This window comes from Kribbella pittospori (assembly GCF_004331465.1).
GTDB classification, from domain to species: Bacteria; Actinomycetota; Actinomycetes; order Propionibacteriales; family Kribbellaceae; genus Kribbella; species Kribbella pittospori.
Genome location: NZ_SJKB01000007.1, coordinates 65,347 through 85,748, shown reverse-complemented (window position 1 = coordinate 85,748; position 20,402 = coordinate 65,347). Strand labels below are relative to the sequence as shown.

General features: G+C 68.2%; 19 protein-coding genes. 4 read left to right on the top strand and 15 right to left on the bottom strand.

Annotated features, from left to right (window positions below):
* Nucleotides 1–18: 18 nt before the first annotated feature.
* The 4 genes from E0H73_RS22465 to E0H73_RS22450 are packed head-to-tail and all read right to left on the bottom strand — an operon-like array spanning nt 19 to nt 6,936.
* On the bottom strand, nt 19–1,875 hold the full coding sequence (locus E0H73_RS22465) for an IlvD/Edd family dehydratase (protein ID WP_131359708.1): 1,857 nt from the start codon (nt 1,873–1,875) through the stop codon (nt 19–21).
* On the bottom strand, nt 1,872–3,323 hold the full coding sequence (locus E0H73_RS22460; RefSeq protein ID WP_131359706.1) for an aldehyde dehydrogenase (NADP(+)): 1,452 nt from the start codon (nt 3,321–3,323) through the stop codon (nt 1,872–1,874). Before E0H73_RS22460 ends, E0H73_RS22465 begins: the two co-directional genes overlap by 4 nt.
* Nucleotides 3,320–4,162: a fumarylacetoacetate hydrolase family protein gene (locus tag E0H73_RS22455; RefSeq protein ID WP_238164171.1), complete on the bottom strand. Its 843-nt coding sequence runs from the start codon at nt 4,160–4,162 to the stop codon at nt 3,320–3,322. The genes E0H73_RS22460 and E0H73_RS22455 overlap by 4 nt, the downstream gene beginning before the upstream one ends.
* A 59-nt stretch (nt 4,163–4,221) precedes the next feature.
* Nucleotides 4,222–6,936, bottom strand: a complete 2,715-nt coding sequence (locus tag E0H73_RS22450; protein ID WP_131359702.1) for a UxaA family hydrolase — start codon at nt 6,934–6,936, stop codon at nt 4,222–4,224.
* 46 nt (nt 6,937–6,982) lie between these two features.
* Between E0H73_RS22450 and E0H73_RS22445 the strand changes: the two genes are divergently transcribed.
* Genes E0H73_RS22445 through E0H73_RS22435 form a run of 3 tightly spaced genes read left to right on the top strand, consistent with a single transcriptional unit; the run spans nt 6,983 to nt 8,841 of the window.
* Nucleotides 6,983–7,750, top strand: a complete 768-nt coding sequence (locus tag E0H73_RS22445) for a GntR family transcriptional regulator (protein ID WP_238164170.1) — start codon at nt 6,983–6,985, stop codon at nt 7,748–7,750.
* A complete protein-coding gene (locus E0H73_RS22440) occupies nt 7,747–8,163 on the top strand; it encodes a ParB N-terminal domain-containing protein (protein WP_131359700.1) in 417 nt (138 codons plus the stop codon). The genes E0H73_RS22445 and E0H73_RS22440 overlap by 4 nt, the downstream gene beginning before the upstream one ends.
* A gap of 45 nt (nt 8,164–8,208) precedes the next feature.
* Complete coding sequence (locus tag E0H73_RS22435) at nt 8,209–8,841, top strand: DAPG hydrolase family protein (RefSeq protein WP_131359698.1); 633 nt, start codon at nt 8,209–8,211, stop codon at nt 8,839–8,841.
* Between the two features lie 124 nt (nt 8,842–8,965).
* On the opposite strand, the gene E0H73_RS22430 is transcribed toward E0H73_RS22435, so the two are convergent.
* Complete coding sequence (locus E0H73_RS22430; RefSeq protein ID WP_131359696.1) at nt 8,966–9,310, bottom strand: VOC family protein; 345 nt, start codon at nt 9,308–9,310, stop codon at nt 8,966–8,968.
* Between the two features lie 27 nt (nt 9,311–9,337).
* Between E0H73_RS22430 and E0H73_RS22425 the strand changes: the two genes are divergently transcribed.
* Nucleotides 9,338–9,718: a VOC family protein gene (locus E0H73_RS22425; RefSeq protein ID WP_131359694.1), complete on the top strand. Its 381-nt coding sequence runs from the start codon at nt 9,338–9,340 to the stop codon at nt 9,716–9,718.
* Nucleotides 9,719–9,818: 100 nt separating this feature from the next.
* On the opposite strand, the gene E0H73_RS22420 is transcribed toward E0H73_RS22425, so the two are convergent.
* From E0H73_RS22420 to E0H73_RS22375, 10 genes are all read right to left on the bottom strand, one after another.
* Entirely contained in the window at nt 9,819–10,142 is a 324-nt protein-coding gene (locus tag E0H73_RS22420; protein WP_131359692.1) for a hypothetical protein, read from the bottom strand.
* Between the two features lie 724 nt (nt 10,143–10,866).
* The gene (locus E0H73_RS22415) at nt 10,867–12,063 is read right to left on the bottom strand and encodes a Gfo/Idh/MocA family protein (protein WP_131359690.1); all 1,197 of its coding nucleotides are present in this window, start codon (nt 12,061–12,063) and stop codon (nt 10,867–10,869) included.
* A gap of 461 nt (nt 12,064–12,524) precedes the next feature.
* Entirely contained in the window at nt 12,525–13,202 is a 678-nt protein-coding gene (locus E0H73_RS22410) for a glycerophosphodiester phosphodiesterase (RefSeq protein WP_131359688.1), read from the bottom strand.
* Entirely contained in the window at nt 13,199–14,521 is a 1,323-nt protein-coding gene (locus tag E0H73_RS22405; protein ID WP_131359686.1) for an ABC transporter substrate-binding protein, read from the bottom strand. The genes E0H73_RS22410 and E0H73_RS22405 overlap by 4 nt, the downstream gene beginning before the upstream one ends.
* Entirely contained in the window at nt 14,518–15,333 is an 816-nt protein-coding gene (locus E0H73_RS22400) for a carbohydrate ABC transporter permease (protein WP_131359684.1), read from the bottom strand. The genes E0H73_RS22405 and E0H73_RS22400 overlap by 4 nt, the downstream gene beginning before the upstream one ends.
* Entirely contained in the window at nt 15,330–16,283 is a 954-nt protein-coding gene (locus tag E0H73_RS22395) for a carbohydrate ABC transporter permease (protein ID WP_238164169.1), read from the bottom strand. The genes E0H73_RS22400 and E0H73_RS22395 overlap by 4 nt, the downstream gene beginning before the upstream one ends.
* The gene (locus E0H73_RS22390) at nt 16,280–17,119 is read right to left on the bottom strand and encodes an inositol monophosphatase family protein (protein ID WP_131359682.1); all 840 of its coding nucleotides are present in this window, start codon (nt 17,117–17,119) and stop codon (nt 16,280–16,282) included. The genes E0H73_RS22395 and E0H73_RS22390 overlap by 4 nt, the downstream gene beginning before the upstream one ends.
* 81 nt (nt 17,120–17,200) lie before the next feature.
* A complete protein-coding gene (locus E0H73_RS22385; protein WP_131359680.1) occupies nt 17,201–17,896 on the bottom strand; it encodes an MgtC/SapB family protein in 696 nt (231 codons plus the stop codon).
* 19 nt (nt 17,897–17,915) lie between these two features.
* Nucleotides 17,916–18,941, bottom strand: coding sequence for a 2-hydroxyacid dehydrogenase (locus E0H73_RS22380; RefSeq protein ID WP_131359679.1), 1,026 nt, complete (start codon nt 18,939–18,941; stop codon nt 17,916–17,918).
* Nucleotides 18,938–20,398 carry an FGGY family carbohydrate kinase gene (locus tag E0H73_RS22375; RefSeq protein WP_131359677.1) on the bottom strand — a complete coding sequence of 487 codons (1,461 nt, stop codon included), beginning with the start codon at nt 20,396–20,398 and terminating at the stop codon, nt 18,938–18,940. Before E0H73_RS22375 ends, E0H73_RS22380 begins: the two co-directional genes overlap by 4 nt.
* Nucleotides 20,399–20,402 lie beyond the last annotated feature (4 nt).

Below are 20,402 nucleotides of genomic sequence, written 5' to 3'. Positions count from 1 at the left end.
CAAACGGTCCCCAGGACATCAGTGGCTCTGCCTGGCTACGGCCGAACCGGTGCGGCCGATGAGGAAGTCGAGGTCGCAGCCCTGGTCGGCCTGGGTCACGTGGTCGACGTACAGCCGTGCCCAACCGCGATCGGTCGGTGGCGCCGGCGGCTGCCAGTCAGCCCGTCGCTTCTCCAGTTCCTCCTCCGACACGTCCAGATGCAACCGCCGCGCCGGAACGTCCAGCTCGATCCAGTCACCGGTCCGCACCAACGCCAACGGCCCACCGACAGCCGCCTCCGGCGTGACGTGCAGTACGACGGTCCCGTACGCCGTACCGCTCATCCGCGCGTCCGAGATTCGCACCATGTCGTCGACACCGATCTCCGCGAGCTTGCGCGGGATCGTCATGTTGCCGACCTCAGGCATCCCCGGGTAGCCCCGCGGACCCGAGTTCTGCAGCACCAGCACGGTGTCCTCGTCGACGTCGAGATCCGGGTCCTCGACGGCCTTGTCATACTCCTCGATGCTGCTGAACACCAGCGCCTTGCCACGATGCTGCAACAACCGCTCGGACGCCGCCGACTGCTTGATCACGGCACCATCCGGTGCCAGATTCCCTTTCAGTACGGCGGTTCCCGCGCCACTGCCCAGCGGATCACCGACCGGTCGGATCACGGCTGTCGCCGGCTGACCCTCCTGACCACTCCAGTCGGTCCGCTCCGCGTTGGCGACGTTCTCGCCCATGGTCTTGCCGGTCACGGTGATCGCGTCGGCCTTGATCAGCGGCAGGATCTCCTTCATCACCGCGGGCAGGCCGCCGGCGTAGTAGAAGTCCTCCATCAGGTACTTGCCGGACGGCTGCAGATCGACGAGCCACGGTACGCCGCGAGCCCACTCGTCCATGTCGTCCAGCGTCAGGTCGACGCCGACCCGGCCGGCGATCGCCAGCAGGTGGATGACCGCGTTGGTAGAGCCGCCGATCGCCGCGTTCGCCCGGACCGCGTTCGCGAAGGCGTCGCGGGTCAGGATGTCGCTCGGCTTGAGATCCTCCTCGACCATCTTCACGATCCGCTGACCGGCCTGCTGCGCGATCGAGTACCGCCGCGAGTCGACCGCTGGGATCGCCGCGGAACCGGTCAGCTGCAATCCGAGCGCCTCGGCCATGCAGGCCATCGTGGACGCCGTACCCATGGTCATGCAGTGACCGTTGCTGCGGGACATGCCGGACTCGGCCGCCGCGTAGTCGGACTCGGTCATCCGGCCGGCGTTGCGGTCCTGCGTGAACCGCCACACCGCCGTACCCGAGCCGATGTCGCAGCCGCGGAATTTACCGTTCAACATGGGACCGCCGGTCACCACCAGCGTGGGCAGGTCGACGCTCGCGGCGCCCATGATCGAGCCCGGCGTGGTCTTGTCGCAGCCGGTCAGCAGGATGGCCCCGTCGATCGGGTTGCCGCGCAGCGACTCCTCGACGTCCATGCTGAGTAGGTTCCGGAACAGCATGGCGGTCGGCCGGAGCATGGTCTCGCCGAGTGACATCACCGGGAACTCGAGCGGGAACCCGCCGGCCTGCCAGACGCCGCGCTTGACCGAGTCGGCCAGCCGGCGCAGGTGCGCGTTGCACGGGGTGAGCTCGGACCAGGTGTTGCAGATGCCGATCACCGGGCGGCCGTCGAACACCTCGTCGGAGAAGCCCTGCGCACGCATCCACGAGCGGTGGATGAACCCGTTGCGGTCCTTCTCACCGAACCAGTGGTCGAAACTCCGCCGTCCGATCGGCGCGTCCGGCCGGTCGGGTACGCCGGCCGTCCCGGTCTTCTCTTGCGTCGGATCACCGCTGTCCGGCGGAATGGCGGCATCGCGCGGGTCGCTGGTCGGCGGCAGATCGGTCATCGAGACACCTCACCTGTAGTCACGGTCCCGTTCACCCGGCGGCTGATGCCGCTCGGGTTCGCATCCTTCAGTACGTCGGGCAGCACCGCATCCGGCGTGTCCTGGTAGGCAACCGGTCGCTGGAACCGGCGGGCCGCGGTCACGCCGACGCTGGTGTGGATCGAGCCGACGGTCGACGGGAACGGACCGCCGTGATGCTGAGCCCAGGACACGGCGACGCCGGTCGGCCAGCCGTTCCACAGCACCCGCCCGGCCCTTGCCGTCAGCAACGGCAGCAGCTCCGCGGCCAATTCGGTGTCAGAGCCCTCCGCGTGCAGCGTCGCGGTCAGATTGCCTTCAAAGGCCTCGACAGCAGCGCGGAGCTCCTCCAGACCGTTGTACTCGACAACGATCGAGACCGGCCCGAAGCACTCCTCGAGAATCTCGTCACGCCGTGCGAGCAGCTCGGGGACGGTTGTCTGCAGCAACGTCGCACTACCGGACGCCAAGACCCGGATGCCGTCGACCTTCTGCAGGCGGTCGCGGCCTGAGCCGAAACCGTCCTTGATGCGGTCGTTCAGCATCGGCGCCTCGGCGACTCCGCCGACCACTGCCGCCAGCTGCTCCTGCAGACCGTGGGCGGCCGGCAGGAAGAGCAGACCCGGCTTGGTGCAGAACTGTCCGACGCCGAGGGTGAACGAGCCGACGTACCCGGTCGCGATATCCTTGCCCCGGGCATCGATCGCGGCCTGGGTGACGAAGACCGGGTTCAGGCTGCCGAGCTCGCCGTAGAACGGGATCGGCTCCGGCCGGGTGACGGCGATCTCGTGCAGCGCCTTGCCGGCCGGGACCGAACCGGTGAACCCGGCCGCGGTGATCCGCGGGTCCTTGAGCGCGGTCACGCCGACGTCGAAGCCCTGGATCAGGCCGAACGATCCAGCCGGTGCACCGGCCGAAGCCAGCGCCGCGATCATCACCTCGGCGGTGCGCGCGGACAGCTCGGGATGACCAGGGTGCGCCTTGACGATCACCGGACACCCAGCAGCCAGCGCGGACGCGGTGTCACCACCGCAGACGCTGAAGGCGAACGGGAAGTTGCTAGCGGCGAACACCAGCACCGGCCCGAGCGGGACCAGGACGCGGCGCAGATCCGGCCGCGGTACCGGCTTCGCCTGCGCGTCCGCCGTGTCGATGATGACCTCGAGCAGCGAGCCCTCTTCCAGCACCTCGGCGAACATCCGCAGCTGGCCGGTACTCCGCGCGACCTCGCCACGCAGCCGCGCCTCCGGCAGCGACGTCTCCCGCATCGCGATCGGCACGAGCTCGTCCGCGGCGCCGTCCAGCGCATCCGCAACCGTGCGGATCCACCCGGCCCGGACGGCAGGCTCCGAGGTGCCGAATGCCGGCGCGGCGACCGCCGCAGCGGCAAGCGCCTGCTCGAGCTCGACGGGGGTGGTGTCCGGGATCATCGCTTCTCCTCCAGGTTCTCGGTCGCCAGGAACGCGAACGGTTCCCGGCCGACGGCCACCGTATTGGTCAGCGTGCCGACCTCGGCGATCGTGATCGTGATGACGTCACCCTCGGCCAGCGCGAAGTCCAGCTCGGGCACGATCCCGGTACCGGTCGCCAGGATCACGCCGTCCGGGAAGTCGTTCGGCACGAACAGTACGTCGATCAGGTCCTGCAGCTCCCGCACCAGCTTCGCGGTGGACGTCGTACCCGCGAACACCTCGTCGCCGGCGCGCTCGATGACGAGGTCGATGCTCAGGTCCTTCGGGTCCGCGACCTCCCAGGCGGGCCGAATGCCGGCCGCCAGCGAGCAGCCGCCCGCGAACAGCTTGGCTTGCGGTACGTACAGCGGGTTCACGCCCTCGATCGACCGCGAGCTCATGTCGTTGCAGACCGTGAAGCCGACGATCTCACCGTGGCTGTTGGCAACGACCGCGAGCTCAGGCTCGGGTACGTCGTGCCCCGAGTCGGCCCGGATTCCGACCGGCTCCCCGTCGGCGACCACGCGCCAGGCCGGGGCCTTCTGGAAGAGCTCGGGCCGACCAGCCGTGTAGACCTTGTCGTACACGGACTGCTCGGTGCTCTCCTCCATCCGGGCGCCGCGCGATCGCTCATACGTCACGCCCGCGCACCAGACCTCACCCCGCCCGTCGAGCGGCGGCAGGAACTTCAAGCCGTCGACCGGGGCCGGCTCCCCGAGCTTGGCGACAGCTGTCTTCAGCTCGTCGAGCGGGAGCCACAGCAGCTCCGCGAAACTGCCGACGCCTTCGACCGGCGCCACGGTGTCATCGGTACGCACACCGACAACGGGCCGACCGTCCGGGGACTGGTAACGGACCAAATGCATAGAGCTGCCTTTCACATCGAGGTGCCGAGGAGACCGCGGGTGATCTGGAAGCCGACGTTGCCTGACGCAACCGCCTTGGGAACGAACTGCCGGCTCGCCACCGAAGCGATGGTGTCCAGACCGATCCGGGCCTGGTCCGCAGCGTTGCCGGTGGCCACCGCGTCGAGGTCGTCGCCGTACTTCGCCACCGTCTCCGGATCGTTGCTGAACTCAACGACCGGGACGAAGCGCTGCGCGGACAAGGTGCCGCCGGCAACGTGCGCGAGGATCTGCTGAACGCCGGACGCACCGAAGCCCGTCGCTGTCTCCATCCAGTCCGTGCCAGGCATCCGCATCACGTGCCACCCCGGCGCCACGAACCGCTGCCCATGCGCGATCGTCGGGCCGAGGGCCGTGTCGGAGCCGAACGCCGTACGACGGAAGCCGTCGTGCGCGACCAGTCCACCTCGGGACGAGAGGACAACGGATCCACCGGAACCGACGATCTCCCGGCCGACCAACGCCAGCGCCTCAGCGGTCTCGTCGGTCAACGGACCGCGAGCCTCCAGCCCGATGGTGAGCTCGCCGAGGGTCCCGGCGTGCTCGATCGGGCTGCTCAGATCGAAGCTGCCGAACCAGTCCTTCACTCGCGCGCCGACCGCGTCGAGGCCGCCGTCGGCCTGGATGCTGGCCCAGCCGAAGCGGGACGGATCCGCGCCGGCCTCGACAAGGCGCGACCGGAAGTAGTCGTTGTGGGTCTTCTCGCAGCCGTGCTCGAGCAGGAGCGCCATCCGCGTGTTGGGGTGGAGAAGATAGCCGAGCATCGTCCGGGCGAACGTCTCCTCGGAGGCGCCACCGCTGCTGCCGCAGCCCTCGGTGTGCGGCAGCGCGACCATCCGCGTGACCGCGTCACCGGCCCACTTCTCCAGCTCTCCTTGCGCCGCGAGCCGCAGCGCGATCTGCCCCGAGCACAGGCTGGTCGGCAGGATCAGCCCAACAGCCTCCGGCACCAGCCGGTCATCAACCTGCAACAGCCGTACGGCGGTCCGGTCGTTGGTGCCAAGACCGGTCATCGGGAGACCGTCCAGCGGAGCGTCGCGGTCCTCGGCCGGGAGGTCGATCAGCTTGCGGCTCATCCGGCCGTCGGTGGTGATCGAAATACCCTCGCGCGGCCCGCTCTGCTTCCAGTTGCGCCAGATCGAGACCTGGCTGTGGCCGGCCCGCTCCCCCGCGCTCGGCTCACCGGACGCGACCCGGACCGTGAGGTCAAAGGTGTCCGCGGTCAGCTCGGCCATCGACGTACCGGTGAGGTAGCGGCCCGCGTCCACGTCCATCTCGGCGTGCAGGCGCTCGTACCGGTCGTGGGTGGTGACGAACTTCAGCGTCGGCACGAACGGGAAGTTCGTGATCGAGCCGTTCCCGGTGGTGAAGAAGATCAGGTTGCAGCCGCTGCCGATCTGGCCGGCGACCGACTCGAGGTCGTTGCCGGGACTGTCCATGAAGATGTAGCCGTTGCCGGGCAGCGGTTCGCCGTAGTCGATCACGTGGTCCAGCCGCACCTCGCGCGGCAGCTTCCGCGCGGCGCCGATCGACTTCAGGACGATGTTGTAGAGGCCGCGGTACACGTTGCCGCCCGATGGGTTGCCCTCCGCGGTGTGACCGTGCCAGCCGACGCGTTCCTTGAACGAGCGGATGGTGGCGAGGAACCGCTGCGCGGTCGCGAGGTCGCGGACGTTCTTCAGTACATAGGGTTCCGCGCCGATCAGCTCGTCGGTCTCCGCGAGTACGGCGGCGCCACCGTGCTTGATCACCTCCGCACCGACCAGACCGGCCAGCGGGTTGGCGGAGATGCCCGAGAACGCGTCGGATCCGCCGCACTGCAAGGCGATCTTGAGGTCGGCGAGCGGGACCTTCACTCGAGTCTGATTGTCGACAATCGGCAACCACGGCTCGACGAGTGCGCCGGCTTCCGTGAGATCGTGCTCGAACCCTGCCCGGCGGGTGAAGTACGCGAACGGGACCTTGATCGACGGGTAGCCGTGCTCCGCCATGAAATCCTTGATCGCCTGGCCGGACACCACGTCGTCCTCGGTGTCGACGATCAGTACGGCGCCGACGTTCGGATTCAGGGTGAAGCCGGCCAGCGTCGCGAGCAGGAAGTGCAGGTTGTTCGGGACCTCGTCCTCGCCGCCCTCGGTGTGAGCCACCGGTACGACGCCATCCCCGGCAGCCGCGCCGTCGAAGCGGCGGGCGAGCTCGGTGACGAACCCACTGTTGCGGGAACTGGTCGCCATCAGGACGACGTGGTTGCGGGTGCCGGCCGGGCCCTGCTCGCGGGGGTAGCCGAGGAACGTTCCGGGCTGCTCGACGCTGGTCACCTGCGCGCCGAAGTTCAGCGCGGACTCGTCCAGCTCGTACGGGTCGAGCGGCTCATTGGTGGCCGAAGCCTCGTCCGGAAGGCCCTCGACTCCGCGGGCGGTGACTGCCGCGAGGCTGGTCGGCGTACACACATAGTCGCCGGGGACCAGGTCGCGGGACGCGCGGGCGAACGGGGTGTTCCAGGACGTGAGCGCGCCGCCGGGAGCGACCGGGGTGACTACGAAGCGATGCCCCTCGAGCACGGTGTGTGGCAGCGTGACCACAGCGCCGCCGAGCTCGATCTCCGTCCCGGCGTCGAGCCGGCGGGAGGCGATTGCAACGTTGTCCCCTGGCTCGGGCAGGACCCCAACCTGTTCGAACCTCACCATTCGTTTTCTGCCTTCCCGTAGCTAGCCCGGGGTCGAATCGTGCATGATGCATGATTACAGTGCCACCCTGCCGAAGACGACCGGCCGGGTCAAGACCGCGACCAGGATCCGGAGAGAGCCGATGACGGAACCCACCCTCGGGACCGTGGCGCCGCAGGACCGGCGGCTGCTCCGGCGGCAGATGCTCGCCGACGACGTGTACGAGGCGATCAAGACGATGCTGATGGACCACGTCATCCGGCCCGGCGCCCGGATCTCGATCGACGGGCTGGCGCGGGAGTTCCAGGTGTCGTCGACGCCGGTGCGGGAGGCGCTGGCCCGGCTCGAGTCGGAGGGGCTGGCGGTCAAGGAGCCGCTCAAGGGGTATCGCGCGACGCCGCTGCTCACGCTGGAGGAGTTCGACGACCTGTACCGGTTCCGGCTACTGCTGGAGCCGTGGGCGGCCCGGCGGGCGGCCGAACTGATCGACGACCACGGCCGCGACCGGCTGCGAACCGAACTGGCGAACGCGGTCGAACCGACGTCGGTCGACTACGCCGGCTACAAGTCGCTGACCGCGCACGACAACCGCTTCCACTCGCTGATCGCGGGGCTGTCCGGCAGCGAGCAGGTCCGGCTCGCGTTCGAGCGCACCCACTGCCACCTGCACATCTTCCGCCTCCACTACGACCGGGACATCGGCCCCGAGGTCCTCACCGAACACCGCACGCTGGTCGACGCCATCACCTCCGGCAACTCCACCGCCGCCGAATCCGCCATGACTCAACACATCGAGAACTCGATGACACTGCGGTTGCGCAAGATCTACGAGTGACCCGCCGTCCCTTCCCCCTGGCGGATCAGGTCCCACCCGAGCTGTCGTCGTACATCCTCGACTTCCACTGGGACCTCTCGCTTCTCCACCAGCTGGAACTGCCGACCCGTCGCGTTCCGCTCGGTGAGCTCGCCGGGCATCTCGATCTGCCGTTCTGGGCGTATGACGGCCGGCCGTTCCAGGTCACTCCGCACCAGGTCGCGGCCGATCCAGTGGTCTATCGGGCGCAGTACGACCGGACGATGGCGGCCGACCTGAGCCACCCGCTGGACACCGTACGCCGACCGGACGGACGGGTGACGATCCTCGATGGGATCCACCGGTTGTTGCGGGCCGAGCTCGAGGGGCGGACGGCGGTCGACGTACGTGTTCTGCCGTGGGATTTGCTGGATCGGATCTCGGTTCGAGACTGAGGGTTTGGGGTGGTGGGGTTAGGGCACGACGGGGAGATGGATGCTGTGGAACTCCCTGCTCCGCGGCCTGTTCTGTGGCCGTTGCGGCCCACGGAGTCGGCGCAGGTGTCGACGTCGCCCGACGGCGGGCAAACCGTCGTCACGATCCGGCACGCGCCGCTCGACCAGGTGACACCGGAGATGCTCGCCTGGTGGTACGGCCACGTCCCGGGGACGATGCGGTACGCCGGTGCCACCTGGCCGCGGTACCTCGTCTGGCACCCGCTGGACCACATCTCGTACGAGCTGACCACCCCTGGGCACGTGGTCGCACCCGGCGCGCGGCTGCATATCAAGGAGGCATTGGGCCGCGACCCCGAGAAGCTGATCGATCTCCAGGTCGCGGTCGAAACAGTCGACCAGCAGGTTGCGATCATCTCCAAACGCGTCCTCGGTACGTCGATCGTCCGGTTAGAGAACGAGTTCGAGCCGTACCACGGCGGCAGTCGCTACACGACTCGGTTGACGCTGGGCGACAGCACGCTGCTGGGGTCTTTGGTCTTCAACAGCGTGGCGCACAACCGCGCGTTTCCGGCTCCGAAGCTCGCGGCCTGGATCCGTCACCACATCGAGGAGATCGGCAATCTGGAGAACTTCCTTCCCGACCTGGTCCGCCACCGCGCGGATCACGAACCCTGAGGGAAGGTCCCCCACGCGTGCTCCCGCGGTTTGCGTGCTCTCGCACAGGCTGTTCCTCGGGCGCACGGGTTGGACGAGTCCTCGCGCTCGCATGTTGTCGAGAAACTCCAGTCCCCCGGGCTGATTACTCCACCGGGGCGCCGCCGTACGAGATCTCGTTGCCCTCTGGGTCGAAGTAGGTGACGTGGCGGACGCCGTTCTCGTAGGTCTCGCGTTTGGCGGGTTCGATGCCGCGCTCGGAGATTGCCTGGATGCGGGCTTCGAAGTCCTCGACGAAGAGGGTGTGCTGAGCGTGGCCGGCGTGCTCGGGGACGACCTCGATGTAGAGGTACTGGTGTTCGCCGACCTCCCAGACCGCCTCGATGTCGTTCGGCAGGAAGCTCGGTGGCGCCCCCAGCAGCTTCGTGTACCAGTCGACCGCGGCCGCGTAGTCACTGACCGAGATCCCGGCGAACAAGTCCAGAGCCATACCGGATCCTACAAATAGGGTGGGGGTATGAAGGTGAATCGACTGGATCACCTGGTCCTGACGGTGGCCGATCTGGATGTGACGGTGGACTTCTACCGGCGCGTGCTGGGGATGGAACCGATCACGTTCAAAGGCGGGCGGCGGGCACTCGGCTTCGGAACGAGCAAGATCAACCTGCATCAGGTCGGACACGAGTTCGAGCCCAAGGCGCAGCATCCGGGGTCCGGCACCGCCGATCTGTGTTTCATCGTGGACGACCCGATCGAGCAGGTACACGCGGAGCTGATCGCTCACGGCGTCGAGGTTGAGGAAGGCCCGGTCGAGCGTACGGGTGCGACCGGCCCGATCTTGAGCGTCTATCTACGCGACCCCGACCAGAACCTGATCGAACTCAGCAACTACCTCTAGGCAGGGGCATCCGTGCGCCCGGCGACATCAAAGCCCCTCTGGCAACACGCCAGGTGATGGACCGAGACCCGTTGCCCGCGCACCACGAAGCGTCGACTGATCAGACGGGATCGGTGAACGAGATCGGCTTGCCGGTGGCGCGGGCGTATGCGATCTCCCGGCTCGTGGACTCGCCGATATACCCGCCGGGGTTGACGACCAGAACGCGGTCAGCCAGGTCGATCTTGCGCAGGTGGAGGGCGCCCAACGCGGTCTTCTGCTCGTTGGTGATCACCTCGTTTGCTTCGTGATCCTCGGCGCGCCGGAAGACGCCTGGCGCGACGACGATGACGCCTGCAAAGGTCAAGTCGCGGTTCGCCGCGCGCATCTCGTCCACGAACCGGGTGGAGCCGCAGATGCACACAATCTCAGGTCGGTCAGGCACAGCTCTGTCCTTCGGATCGAACGGGTAACCGTCAGTGCGCGCGTTGACGTCACGGACAGCAACACGAGCCAACAGGCTACGCGGCGAGATGGACACGTCCGCACTGTCGCAGGCGGGAGGCGTGGTCCATGCCGTGAGACGGCACTCGATGGCGAAAACTGGGGTGCGCCCGGCTCACCAAGTCCTTTCAGCAACACGGCCTAGGCCCGGGAGCGGGTCGCGCCCGTGTGTGAGTTCGTCGACCGGTGACGCTGTCCGAAGGGCTCGCTGTGCGCACCTGCAGAGTTGCGGCGCGGCCCGCGGGGCTTCCCATCCGTGTGCTCGGTGGAAGGAGCTGCCGCGGCAGCACACGGGGGCTCGCCCACCCGTGTGCTCCCGAAGGAGCTCCCCGCGAGAGAACAGTGGCGACGTGGGCGACAAGCCCACACACCGCCGGTGGCAGCCGGCAAGTCGGGCGATGAGCCCGCACACAGCGGCATCTTGGGCGATAAGGCCGCGAACCGCCGGCGGCAGCCGGCAGGAATCCACACCGCCCGGGCGGCAGCCGGCAAGCATCGCACCGGCGATGAGCCGGGGGTGGGTGGGAGCGCGCGAAGCGGTCGCGACGAAGGAGCCGCCGCGGGAGCACGCGTGGGGTCCCCAGGCGCGCGAAGCGGTCGCAGCGCAGGAGCGGGAGCACGCGGGGGGTCCCCCACCACACCTGGTGTTCCCGCACCACACCCGGTTAGACGGGAGCGTCTCCGTGGTCGGGGATCTCTAGTTGTACGCCGCCCTGTAGGGCCGACTGATGGGCGTAGATGCCGGGGAGGGTGTAGCGGGCAGCGACCCAGGCGTTCACCGGCGGGAGGGTCTTGTCGGCGACCGCGCGGACGAAGTCGTCGGCGAGGAAGTGGTGGGAGCCCTCGTGGCCGTTGTGCATGCCGTCGAACTCGGCGGGCAGCCGGCTGCGGTCGTGTACCGGCGACAGGCCGGAGCGGAATGCGTCGCGTAGTGCCGGGTCGACGTTCGCCAGGTCGGCGTCGTCCATCGAGCTGCTCGGCTTCGTCTCCATCAGTTGGCTGATGTCCTCGACGCCCTCCTTGGTCTGCCAGACCGTGGTGGTGGCGAGCTGCTCGAAGCTGCCCTCGGTGCCGAAGACCCGCAGCCGCGACTCACGGATGTGCGACGGATAGCCGACGCGGCGCATCTCGTTCGTCCGCATCACGCCGCCGTCGGCCAGCTTGAACAGGGCAGTCGCGTTGCTGAAGTCGTTGTCGAACTGGCTGACGTCTTTGTCGAAGACGCCGTCGCCGCGGTCGTCCTTCACACCGATGCAGGACACGTGCGTGGCGTGCTGGCCGGTCACCGAGAGAACGTTGCCGACGGCATGCGTCGGGTAGAGCATGGGCGGGAACGACGCGGTCTTCTTCCAGTCTTCGCCGCCGCTGTACTGGTACGCGGCGTAGAAGCCGAGGTCCATGTCGTGGACGTAGTCGCCTTCGCAGTAGAAGACGCGGCCGAACTCACCGTTGGCGAGCTTCTGCCGGCAGTACACCGACGAGGGGTAGTAGAAGCTGGTTTCGCCCATCATGTAGGTCAGGCCGGTCTCCTTCACCAGCTCGATGATGCGCGCGATCTGGTCCGCCTCGATCGCCATCGGCACGGTCGAGTAGACGTGCTTGCCGGCCTCGAGCGCGCGGATCGCCATCTCACCGTGCAGCCACCGCTGGGTGAAGATCGCGACCGCGTCCACGTCGGAGGCGAGCATCTCCTCGAACGACTGGTAGGTGATCGAGACACCCTGCTTGGCCGCCATCTCAGCGGTCCGTTCGGGCAGTACGTCGGTCAGTCGCACGTCGGACACGTCCGGGTGCGCGGACCACAGCCGCAGGAACGAAGGGGCGAACTGGCCGGCGCCGACCACACCGATGCTGAATCCCATGCGGATAGGCAATCACACATTTTTCTTCCACGGAAGAACAAATTCAGACGTTGGAATGTGTGATCCAGACCACGCGCCCTGCGGGAGGCGAGGAGGGTGCGGACGCTGGAATGCCTGATCCAGCCCACCCGCCCTGCGGGAGGCGAGGAGGGTGCGGACGCTGGAATGCCTGATCCAGCCCACCCACCCTGCGGGGACGCGAGGAGGGTGCGGACGCTCGAATGCCTGATCCGGACCACGCGCCCCGCGGGGATGCGGGGACGGTGCAGACGCTGGAATGTCTGATCCAGCCCACGCGCCCTGTGAAGAGGTGCGGACGTTGGAAGTGTGGTCCGGACCGCCAGGCCATCACAATGCGCAGGACCGCAGGTGAGGCGCGCTGCGGGGTGGCGAGATGGAACACATGTGATGGCCTGGCGGTCCGCTACCCCACCGGCTGCAGGAGGTGGGGTAGCGGTCCGCTATCCCACGCGGTGCAGGAGGTGGGGGTTGTCTGTGGTGATGCCGTTGACGGCTAGGGCGGCTGCCCGGACCAGGGTGTCCTGGTCCGGTACCGGCCAGGCGGTGACCTCCAGCCCCGTGGCCTGGAGCTCCGCCACACCGTCCGCGGTCAGGCCGGCGATCCCGCAGAGCGCCGCACCTGCCTCGGCCTCCTTCGTCAGCATGAGTACGTCGGAGATCGCGGGAGTACGCCCGAAGATCCGGCCGGTCGACGCGGTCGGCAACGCGCGCCGTACCGCGAGCAGGATCTCCGGATGGAACGACGTGACCATCGTCCGCGCCGCCAGCGACGGATCCGCCTGCAGCGACTCGACCAGCAGCGGTATGGCGTCCACCGCCTTCACCTCGGCCTGAAAGCGGACGCCGATCTCGGCGACCGTCTCGGCCCAGGTCGGCACCACTTCACCGAGACCGGCGTCGAGCGACCGCACCTCGTCGTACGACATCGCGGCGACCTCGCCGGACCCCGACGTCGTCCGGTCGACGGTGGCGTCGTGCATGATCACGAGCTCCCCGTCGGCCGTGACCCGCAGGTCCAGCTCGATCTCGTCGCAGCCGTCGACGACCGCGCGCCGGAAGGACCGCAGCGTGTTCTCGGGTTCGGTGCCGAGTGCGCCGCGGTGGCCGGTGATGATCACAGAACTTTCTCCTCGTAGAGTCGCTTGACCTCGTCGCCGATCGCCTCGAGCCGCTTGGCGACCGAGCCGAACACCTTCTTCACCGCTGTGTTGTCGGCGTAGATCTGCTGCAGCCCGGTGTAGATCGCGACGTTCGCGTTCCGGCCGTAGAGCCGGATGGCGTCCTGCTGCCGGGCGTTGGTGAGCTGCGCGATCGCGACGCCGAAGTTCGGCTGCTCGGCGATCAGCTTCTTCAGATCCGGGTTCTCCCGGGCCGCGTTCACCACCGGCAGGTAGCCGGTCTGTGTGGTCCAGAAGGCGGAGTTCTCCGGCAGGGCGAGGAAGGTCAGGAACGTCGCGGCGGCCTGCTTGCGCTCGGTGGAGATGTTGCGCATCATCCCGATGCCGCCTCCGCCGGTGGCCAGCCCGGACGCGACCTCGGATGGGATGAAGCCGGCGCCGACGGGAAACTTCGCCTTACTGGTCATGCTCTTCAGGCCACCGGTCGATTCCTGCATCATCGCGACCAGCCCGTTGGCGAAGTCGGTGCTCGGGCTGTGGGCCATGTAGGCCAGCTTGTCCACGTGCACCATCTGCCGCTGCCACTCGCCGGCCGCGACGGCACCGTCCTGGTCGATCGTGACGTCGAGGCCCTTGGAGTACGCGCCGCCGAACTGCCAGACGTTGCCCTGGAACTGCCAGTCGCCGTCGACCTTGGCGAGCGCGAGCGTACGCAGTGAGCGTCCGCCGGACTGCACCTTCGACAGCTCCGGTCCCCAGGACCGCAGCTCGCTCCAGGTCCGCGGCGCGCGATCCGGCAGGCCGGCCTTCGCGAAGGCGTCCTTGTTGTAGTAGAGGATCGGCGTACTGCGGGCGAACGGAACCGCCCAGCTCTGACCCTTCACGACGTACTCGCCGAAGAGCTTCTGCTGGAAGACGGCCGGGCCGAACCCGTCGGTGAAGTAACTGTTCAGCGGCTCCAGTGCGTCGTTCAGGAAGAACCGCTCCCAGGTCACGTCGGACAGGATGGCCAGGTCCGGTGCCTGCTTGGCGACCAGCGCCGCGGCGACCTTCTGGGCGACGTCGTCGTAGCTGCCCTGGAACTGCACCTCGACGAACACGTCCTGCTGGGAGTCGTTGAACTTGGCAACGAGCTTGTCGACCGCCTTGCCGTTCGCACCGCCGTACGACGTCCAGAACACGACCCGGACCCGGTTGCCGTACTTCGCCGGCACCGCGCCCGGCGGCTGCGAGTACTCCGCGTCGACCGACCGATAGCCGCAGCCCGCGAGGGTCGTACCGGCGGCAAGTCCCAAGAACATTCTGCGTCGCATCGTCATCCCTTCAACGCTCCTTGGGTGAGCCCGCCGACGATGTAGCGCTGCGCGATGAGGAAGATCACCAGCATCGGCGCCAGCATCATCAAGGTGCCGGCCATGATGGTGCCCCAGCTCGCCACGCCCTCTTCGGTCTTCAGGATCAGCAGGCCGATCGGCAGCGTCCGCATCGAGGCCGAGTTCGTCACGATCAGCGGCCAGACGAAGTTGTTCCACTCCTCCACCGCGGTGATCACCACGACCGTGACCAGCATCGGCCGCGACATCGGCAGTACGACGCGCCACAGGGTCCGCAGATGCCCGGCCCCGTCGACCGCGGCCGCATCCGTCACCTCGGTCGGCAGGGTGAGGAAGTGCTGGCGCATCAAGAACGTCGCGAACGCCGATCCGATGCCCGGGATGATCAGACCCGCATAGGTGTTGATCCATCCCAGCGTCGCCACCGTCAGGTAGTTCGGCAGCAGCGTCACGTGTCCCGGCACCATCATCGCGCCGAGCACCCCGAAGAACAGCACCTTCTTGAACGGGAACCGCAGGTACGCGAACGCGTACGCCGTCAGCACCGCGTTCGTCACCTTGAGCAGGGTGCCGAGCACCGTCGTGATCGTCGAGTTCAGGAAGAACCGGTCGAACGGCGCCGCTTCCCAGGCCAGCTTGAAGTTCTCCCAGGTGAAGTGGTCCGGCCACCACGACGGCGGCCACTGGTAGATCTCGGTCGGCTGCTTCACCGTCGTACTGATCAGCCAGTAGAGCGGGCCGAGGAACACGGCCGCCACCCCGACCAGTACGACGTACTGGATCGCACGTGCCTTCATCGGTAGTGCACCCGCCTCTCCATCACCCGGGCCTGGACGGTGGTGACGACCAGCAGGATGACGAACATGATGATCGACAGCGTCGCCGCGCGGCCCGCGTTGAACGCCTTGAAGCCTTCGTTGTAGATCGACCAGCTCAGCGTCGTGGTGGCATCACCAGGGCCACCACCGGTCATCACCGCGATCACGTCGAACGCCTGGAAGGTGCCGATCACCGTGGTGATCAGCAGGAAGAAGGTGATCGGGGCAAGCAACGGCAGCTTGATCGCCCAGAACCTCGTCCAGGTGCTCGCGCCGTCGATCGCGGCCGCCTCGTCCAGATCCTTCGGCAGACCCTGCAGGCCGGCCAGGTAGATCAGTGCGGCGAACCCGACGTTCTTCCACAGGTAGACGATGACGAGTCCCGGCAGCGCCCAGTCGGAGCTGTTCATCCAGTCCGGCGGCTCGGCACCGAGCGGTTCGATCAGTGCTCGCAGCAGGCCGTAGCCGGGGTCGAACATGAACGCCCAGATGGTGGCGACCGCGGCACCGGACAGCACGTGCGGCGCGAACGCCATCGTCCGGACCGCGCCCCGGCCCTTCAGCGGCAGGTTGAACAGGAACGCTAGCGCGAGGCCGATCACCAGGCTGCCGACCACGATCAGCCCGGTGAACACGAGCGTGATCCACAGCGTCTTGTGGAACGCCGGATCGCTCAGCGTACGGGCGTAGTTGGCCAGCCCAACGAACGTCGGCCGGGCCGCGATCATGTTCCAGTCGGTCAGGCTGAGGAACGCGTTGTAGATGATCGGCCAGTACGCGAAGACCGCGATCACGATCAGGTTCGGCGCCACCAGCAGCGCGAACAGGCCGTACTCGCGGCGGCGTCTGCGGCGGCGGTGGTTGTCGGCGTCGCCGGCCAGAACGCGTTCGTCCGGATGGGTCCGGACCGGCAGGTCCAGTGCGGTCACACCGGCCTCCTCGGGGTTGACGGGGCTAACAGTTCGATCAGTGCGGCGGCCAGGGAGGGCTCGGCCGCGAGGATGCCATGCGGTAGTGCGGTCCCGGGTCCGCCGGTCGTCTGTGCACCCGCTTCGCGGGCGATCAGGGCGCCGGCGGCGATGTCCCAGGGCTGAATGAGGTGCTCGTAATAGGCGTCCGCCGTACCGTCGGCGACCGAGCACAGGTCGAGGGCGGCCGATCCGCCGCGGCGCACATCCCGTACGGCGGGCAGCACGCGCAGCAGGTGGTCGGCCTGTTCGGCGCGACGCTCGGGAAGGTACGAGAAGCCGGTGCTCACCAGGGCCGACGCCAGTACGACGTCACGCGGCGGGCCGAGCGGGACCACGTCGCGCGGTGCACATTCGCGGAAGTCGTCGCGCCACGCGCCCTCGCCGCGGATCGCGGACCAGGTGATGCCCGTGCGCGGCTGGTGAACCACGCCGACCAGTGCGCCGGCCTCGTCCTCGACCGCGATGGAGACACACCAGTCGAGGCGGCCGTAGAGGTAGTTGACGGTCCCGTCCAGCGGGTCGATCACCCAGGTCAGACCGGTCTCCGAGGCCCGCGCGGCACCCTCCTCGCCGAGCAGGCCGTCACCGGGCCGCGCCGCGGTGAGGCCGTCGGTGATCAGCTTCTCGGAGGCGCGGTCCGCGGCGCTGACCGGGTCACTGGCCGAGGACTTGGTCTCGACACCGACGGCATCAATGGATAGACCTGGTTGGCGCGCCAGCAACTCCTCGCCGGCCGCAGCGGCCAGACCGACGGCCAGCGTCTGCAGCTCTGTGAGGGGCGGAGTGTTAAGCACGCCGTGAAATTATCATCGTTCTATGGTGACGTATAGAGAATCTATGTGATTTTCTCACGGACTTCACAACGATCAGGCAACTCAGTCGTCGACTTCCTCCCGCAGACGGACACCGGTGACGCCGTCGAGGTCGTCCAGGGCCAGCACCAGATTCTGCAACGGGGGCCGGCCGGTGAACCGCATCGACGCCCGTACCTGCGGCCGGCCGGCCTCCCGGTGCACGTCGGTTCCGAGCACCGAGGCCTCGAAACCCATCGACGTCGCGGTCGACAGGATCGCCCGCAGTACGCCGGAACCGTCCTCGTAGCGAACGGTCACGATGCGGCGGCGGTCCGGCGACGGCAGGAAGCGGCCGAGCCGGCCGAAGGGCCCGACCGCGACCAGATGCAGCAGGGTCGCGGCCACGGCCAGCACCGGCATCCCTGCGCCACAAGCCATTCCGATCGCGGCCGTCATCCAGATCGTCGCGGCGGTGGTCAGCCCGCGGACCACGTCGCGGCGCATGAAGATCACCCCGGCGCCGAGGAATCCGACGCCGGAGACGACCTGCGCCGCGATCCTCGACGGATCGAGGTTGACCTCGGTCCCCAGGACGGCGTCGAAGCCGAAGCCGGAGACCAGCGTGAACAGAGCAGCCCCGGTGCCGACCAGGGTGTGCGTGCGCATCCCCGCGCTCTTCTGCTGCAACTGCCGCTCGATGCCGATGACCATCGACAGCACGAACGCGACCAGCAGCAACACGAGCTCGGTCCAGGTGGTGGATGTTACGAGTTGCATGGTGCTTCCAGTTCCCTAACTACGCCGAGACCAGTCCTGCGGGGTCGTTCCCGGCGAGGTACGCCGCGACGGCTTCGGCGGCGATTGAGCCTGCGCGGAGGGCGGTTTGCTTGGTCGCACCGGCGAGGTGTGGCGTCATGACTACGTTCGGTGCCGTCAGTAGTCGTGCACCGGCCGGCACCGGCTCAACCGGGAACACATCGAAGGCGGCCGCACCGAGCTGACCGGACTCCAGCGCATCCACCGTCGCGTCGTAGTCGAGCAACCCACCACGCGCTGTGTTCACGAGTACGGCGCCTCGCGGCATCAGGGCAATCTGGTCGGCACCGATCATGCCGCGGGTCTGATCGGTCAGCCGTGCGTGCAGGCTCACCACGTCCGACCGCCGCAGCAGGTCGTTCAACTCGACCACTTCGACACCGGCCGGCGCCTTGGCCGGATCGATCGCCGGGTCGACCACGAGTACTTCGGCGCCGAAGGCAAGCATCACCCGAGCGACACGTTGCCCGATCGCGCCGTACCCGACGAGACCGACCGTGGCCCCGTCCAGTTCAAGGCCACACTCGTCGTACGCATAGAGGTCGCTGCGCCACTCGCCTTGCTCCAGCGTCCGTTGCAACCTCGGAAGGTTGCGCAGGGCACCCATCATCATCGCGACCGCGTGCTCGGCGGCGGCGACCGCGTTGCGGCCGGGGGTGGCGGCCACGATGATGCCGCGCTTGGTGGCCGCGGGCACGTTCACGTTCACCGGGCCGCCACGACAGACGACCAGAAAGCGCAGATCCGGCGCGGCTTCCAGCACTCGCTCGGTGAACGGGCCCATCTGGGTGACCGCGATCTCGACCCCGGGCAGCGCCGCGATCAGCTGATCCTCGGCGTCGCTCGCCTCGTCCACCTCGGCCACCCGCCCGTACGGCGTCAGCGGCCAGGGCAGTGTGACCTCACGGAAGTCGAACGTGACGTTCTGGACGGAGGACAATGCTGTGGCGAGCAGGTCGTTGCGCACGAAGTGGTCGCCGGCAAGCAATGTCTTGATGGTTCTCATCGAACTCCTGAGGTGAAGGTTGGTGCTGGGTCAGACCAGCGCGGGCGGGCTGCCTCGATCCGGCGCAGGTAGTGGGCGTACCCCTCGGCGTAGAACGCGGCGCGGGCGGAATCGGGATCGACCTGACGGGTCTCGGCGACCCAGCCGCCAGCGCTGTCCGGATCGACCGCACGCCGGGCGCAGATCACGGCACCCCGGGCCGCGACCTGCTCGGCCTCGGCCGTGTGCAGCGGCGCATTCAGCACGTCGGCGAGGATCTGCGTCCATTCAGTACTTCGCGCACCACCACCGCACACCGTGACGCGGCCGCTCCATCCGGCTGCCTCGAGACAGTGCCGGGCGGCGTACGCGATGCCTTCGCAGGTTGCGCGCACCAGGTCCGCCGTGGTCGTGGACAGCGAGATCCCGTCGATCGTGCCTCGCGCGCGGGTGTCGACGAACGGCGCGCGCTCGCCGGCCTCGGACAGGTAAGGCAGCACGGTGACGCCTTTGGCGCCGACCGGGCTCTCGGCGAGGAAACCCGGCAGCTGATCCGTGCCGGCGCCGACGAGTGCGAGGACTCGGTCGAGCGCGGCGGTGCCGACCATCGCGGGCATCGCGCGTAGCCAGACGCCGGGGGTCCAGGTGCCGAGGAACAGCCCTGCCGGTTCGCCGTCAATGGGGAGCTCTCGCGTCACGACCTGGCAGGCGAGCGTCGTACCGACAGTAAGTAAGGCATCGCCGGGCTCTTGAACGCCGGCGCCGGCTGCTGCGGCTGGGAGATCGTACGGTCCGGCGGAGACCCTGGTGCCGCGGGCCATGCCGGTGGAGTTGTCGCGTAGTTCGCCGACCGGTCCGGCGGGCTCGACCGGCGCGAGCAGATGGCTCAGCTCAGAGAGACCGGTGGCCTTCAGGGCTTCCTCGTCGTACTGGTTCGTGCGGGGGTCGAGGAAGGGCGCGGAGGCATCCGACACGTCCGTCGCGCGGACGCCGGTGAGCTGTTGCATCACGACGTCCTTGCAGTACGCCGCTGTCCCGGCGCGGGCGATGACGTCGGGCTCCTCGGTGTGGACCGCGGCCAGCAGCGGCCCGGAGGCGCCGGGGAACATCCGGTTGCCGGAACGGCGGAAGACGCGTTCGGCCACGCCGTCGTCGGTCCAGCTGTCGAGGATCGCGCTGCTGCGCGCGTCCAGCCAGGAGATCGCCGGGCGGACCGCCGTACCGTCCGCGTCGACGAGCCAGAGGCCGTCGCCCTGAGCGGTGATCGCCAAGACGCCGGGGCGGTCGCCCACCGTGCCGGCCAGCTCACCGACCACCTCGTTGACCGAGGCAACGATCTCGGCGGTCTCGTGCTCGAACCGCCCGATCGCCGGCCGGACCAGCCTGGTCGGCCGGGAAGCCTCGGCTACCGGCCGTCCGTCGTCGTCGAAAGCGACAGCCTTGGTGACAGTGGTGCCAACGTCGACTCCGACGTCCATACGC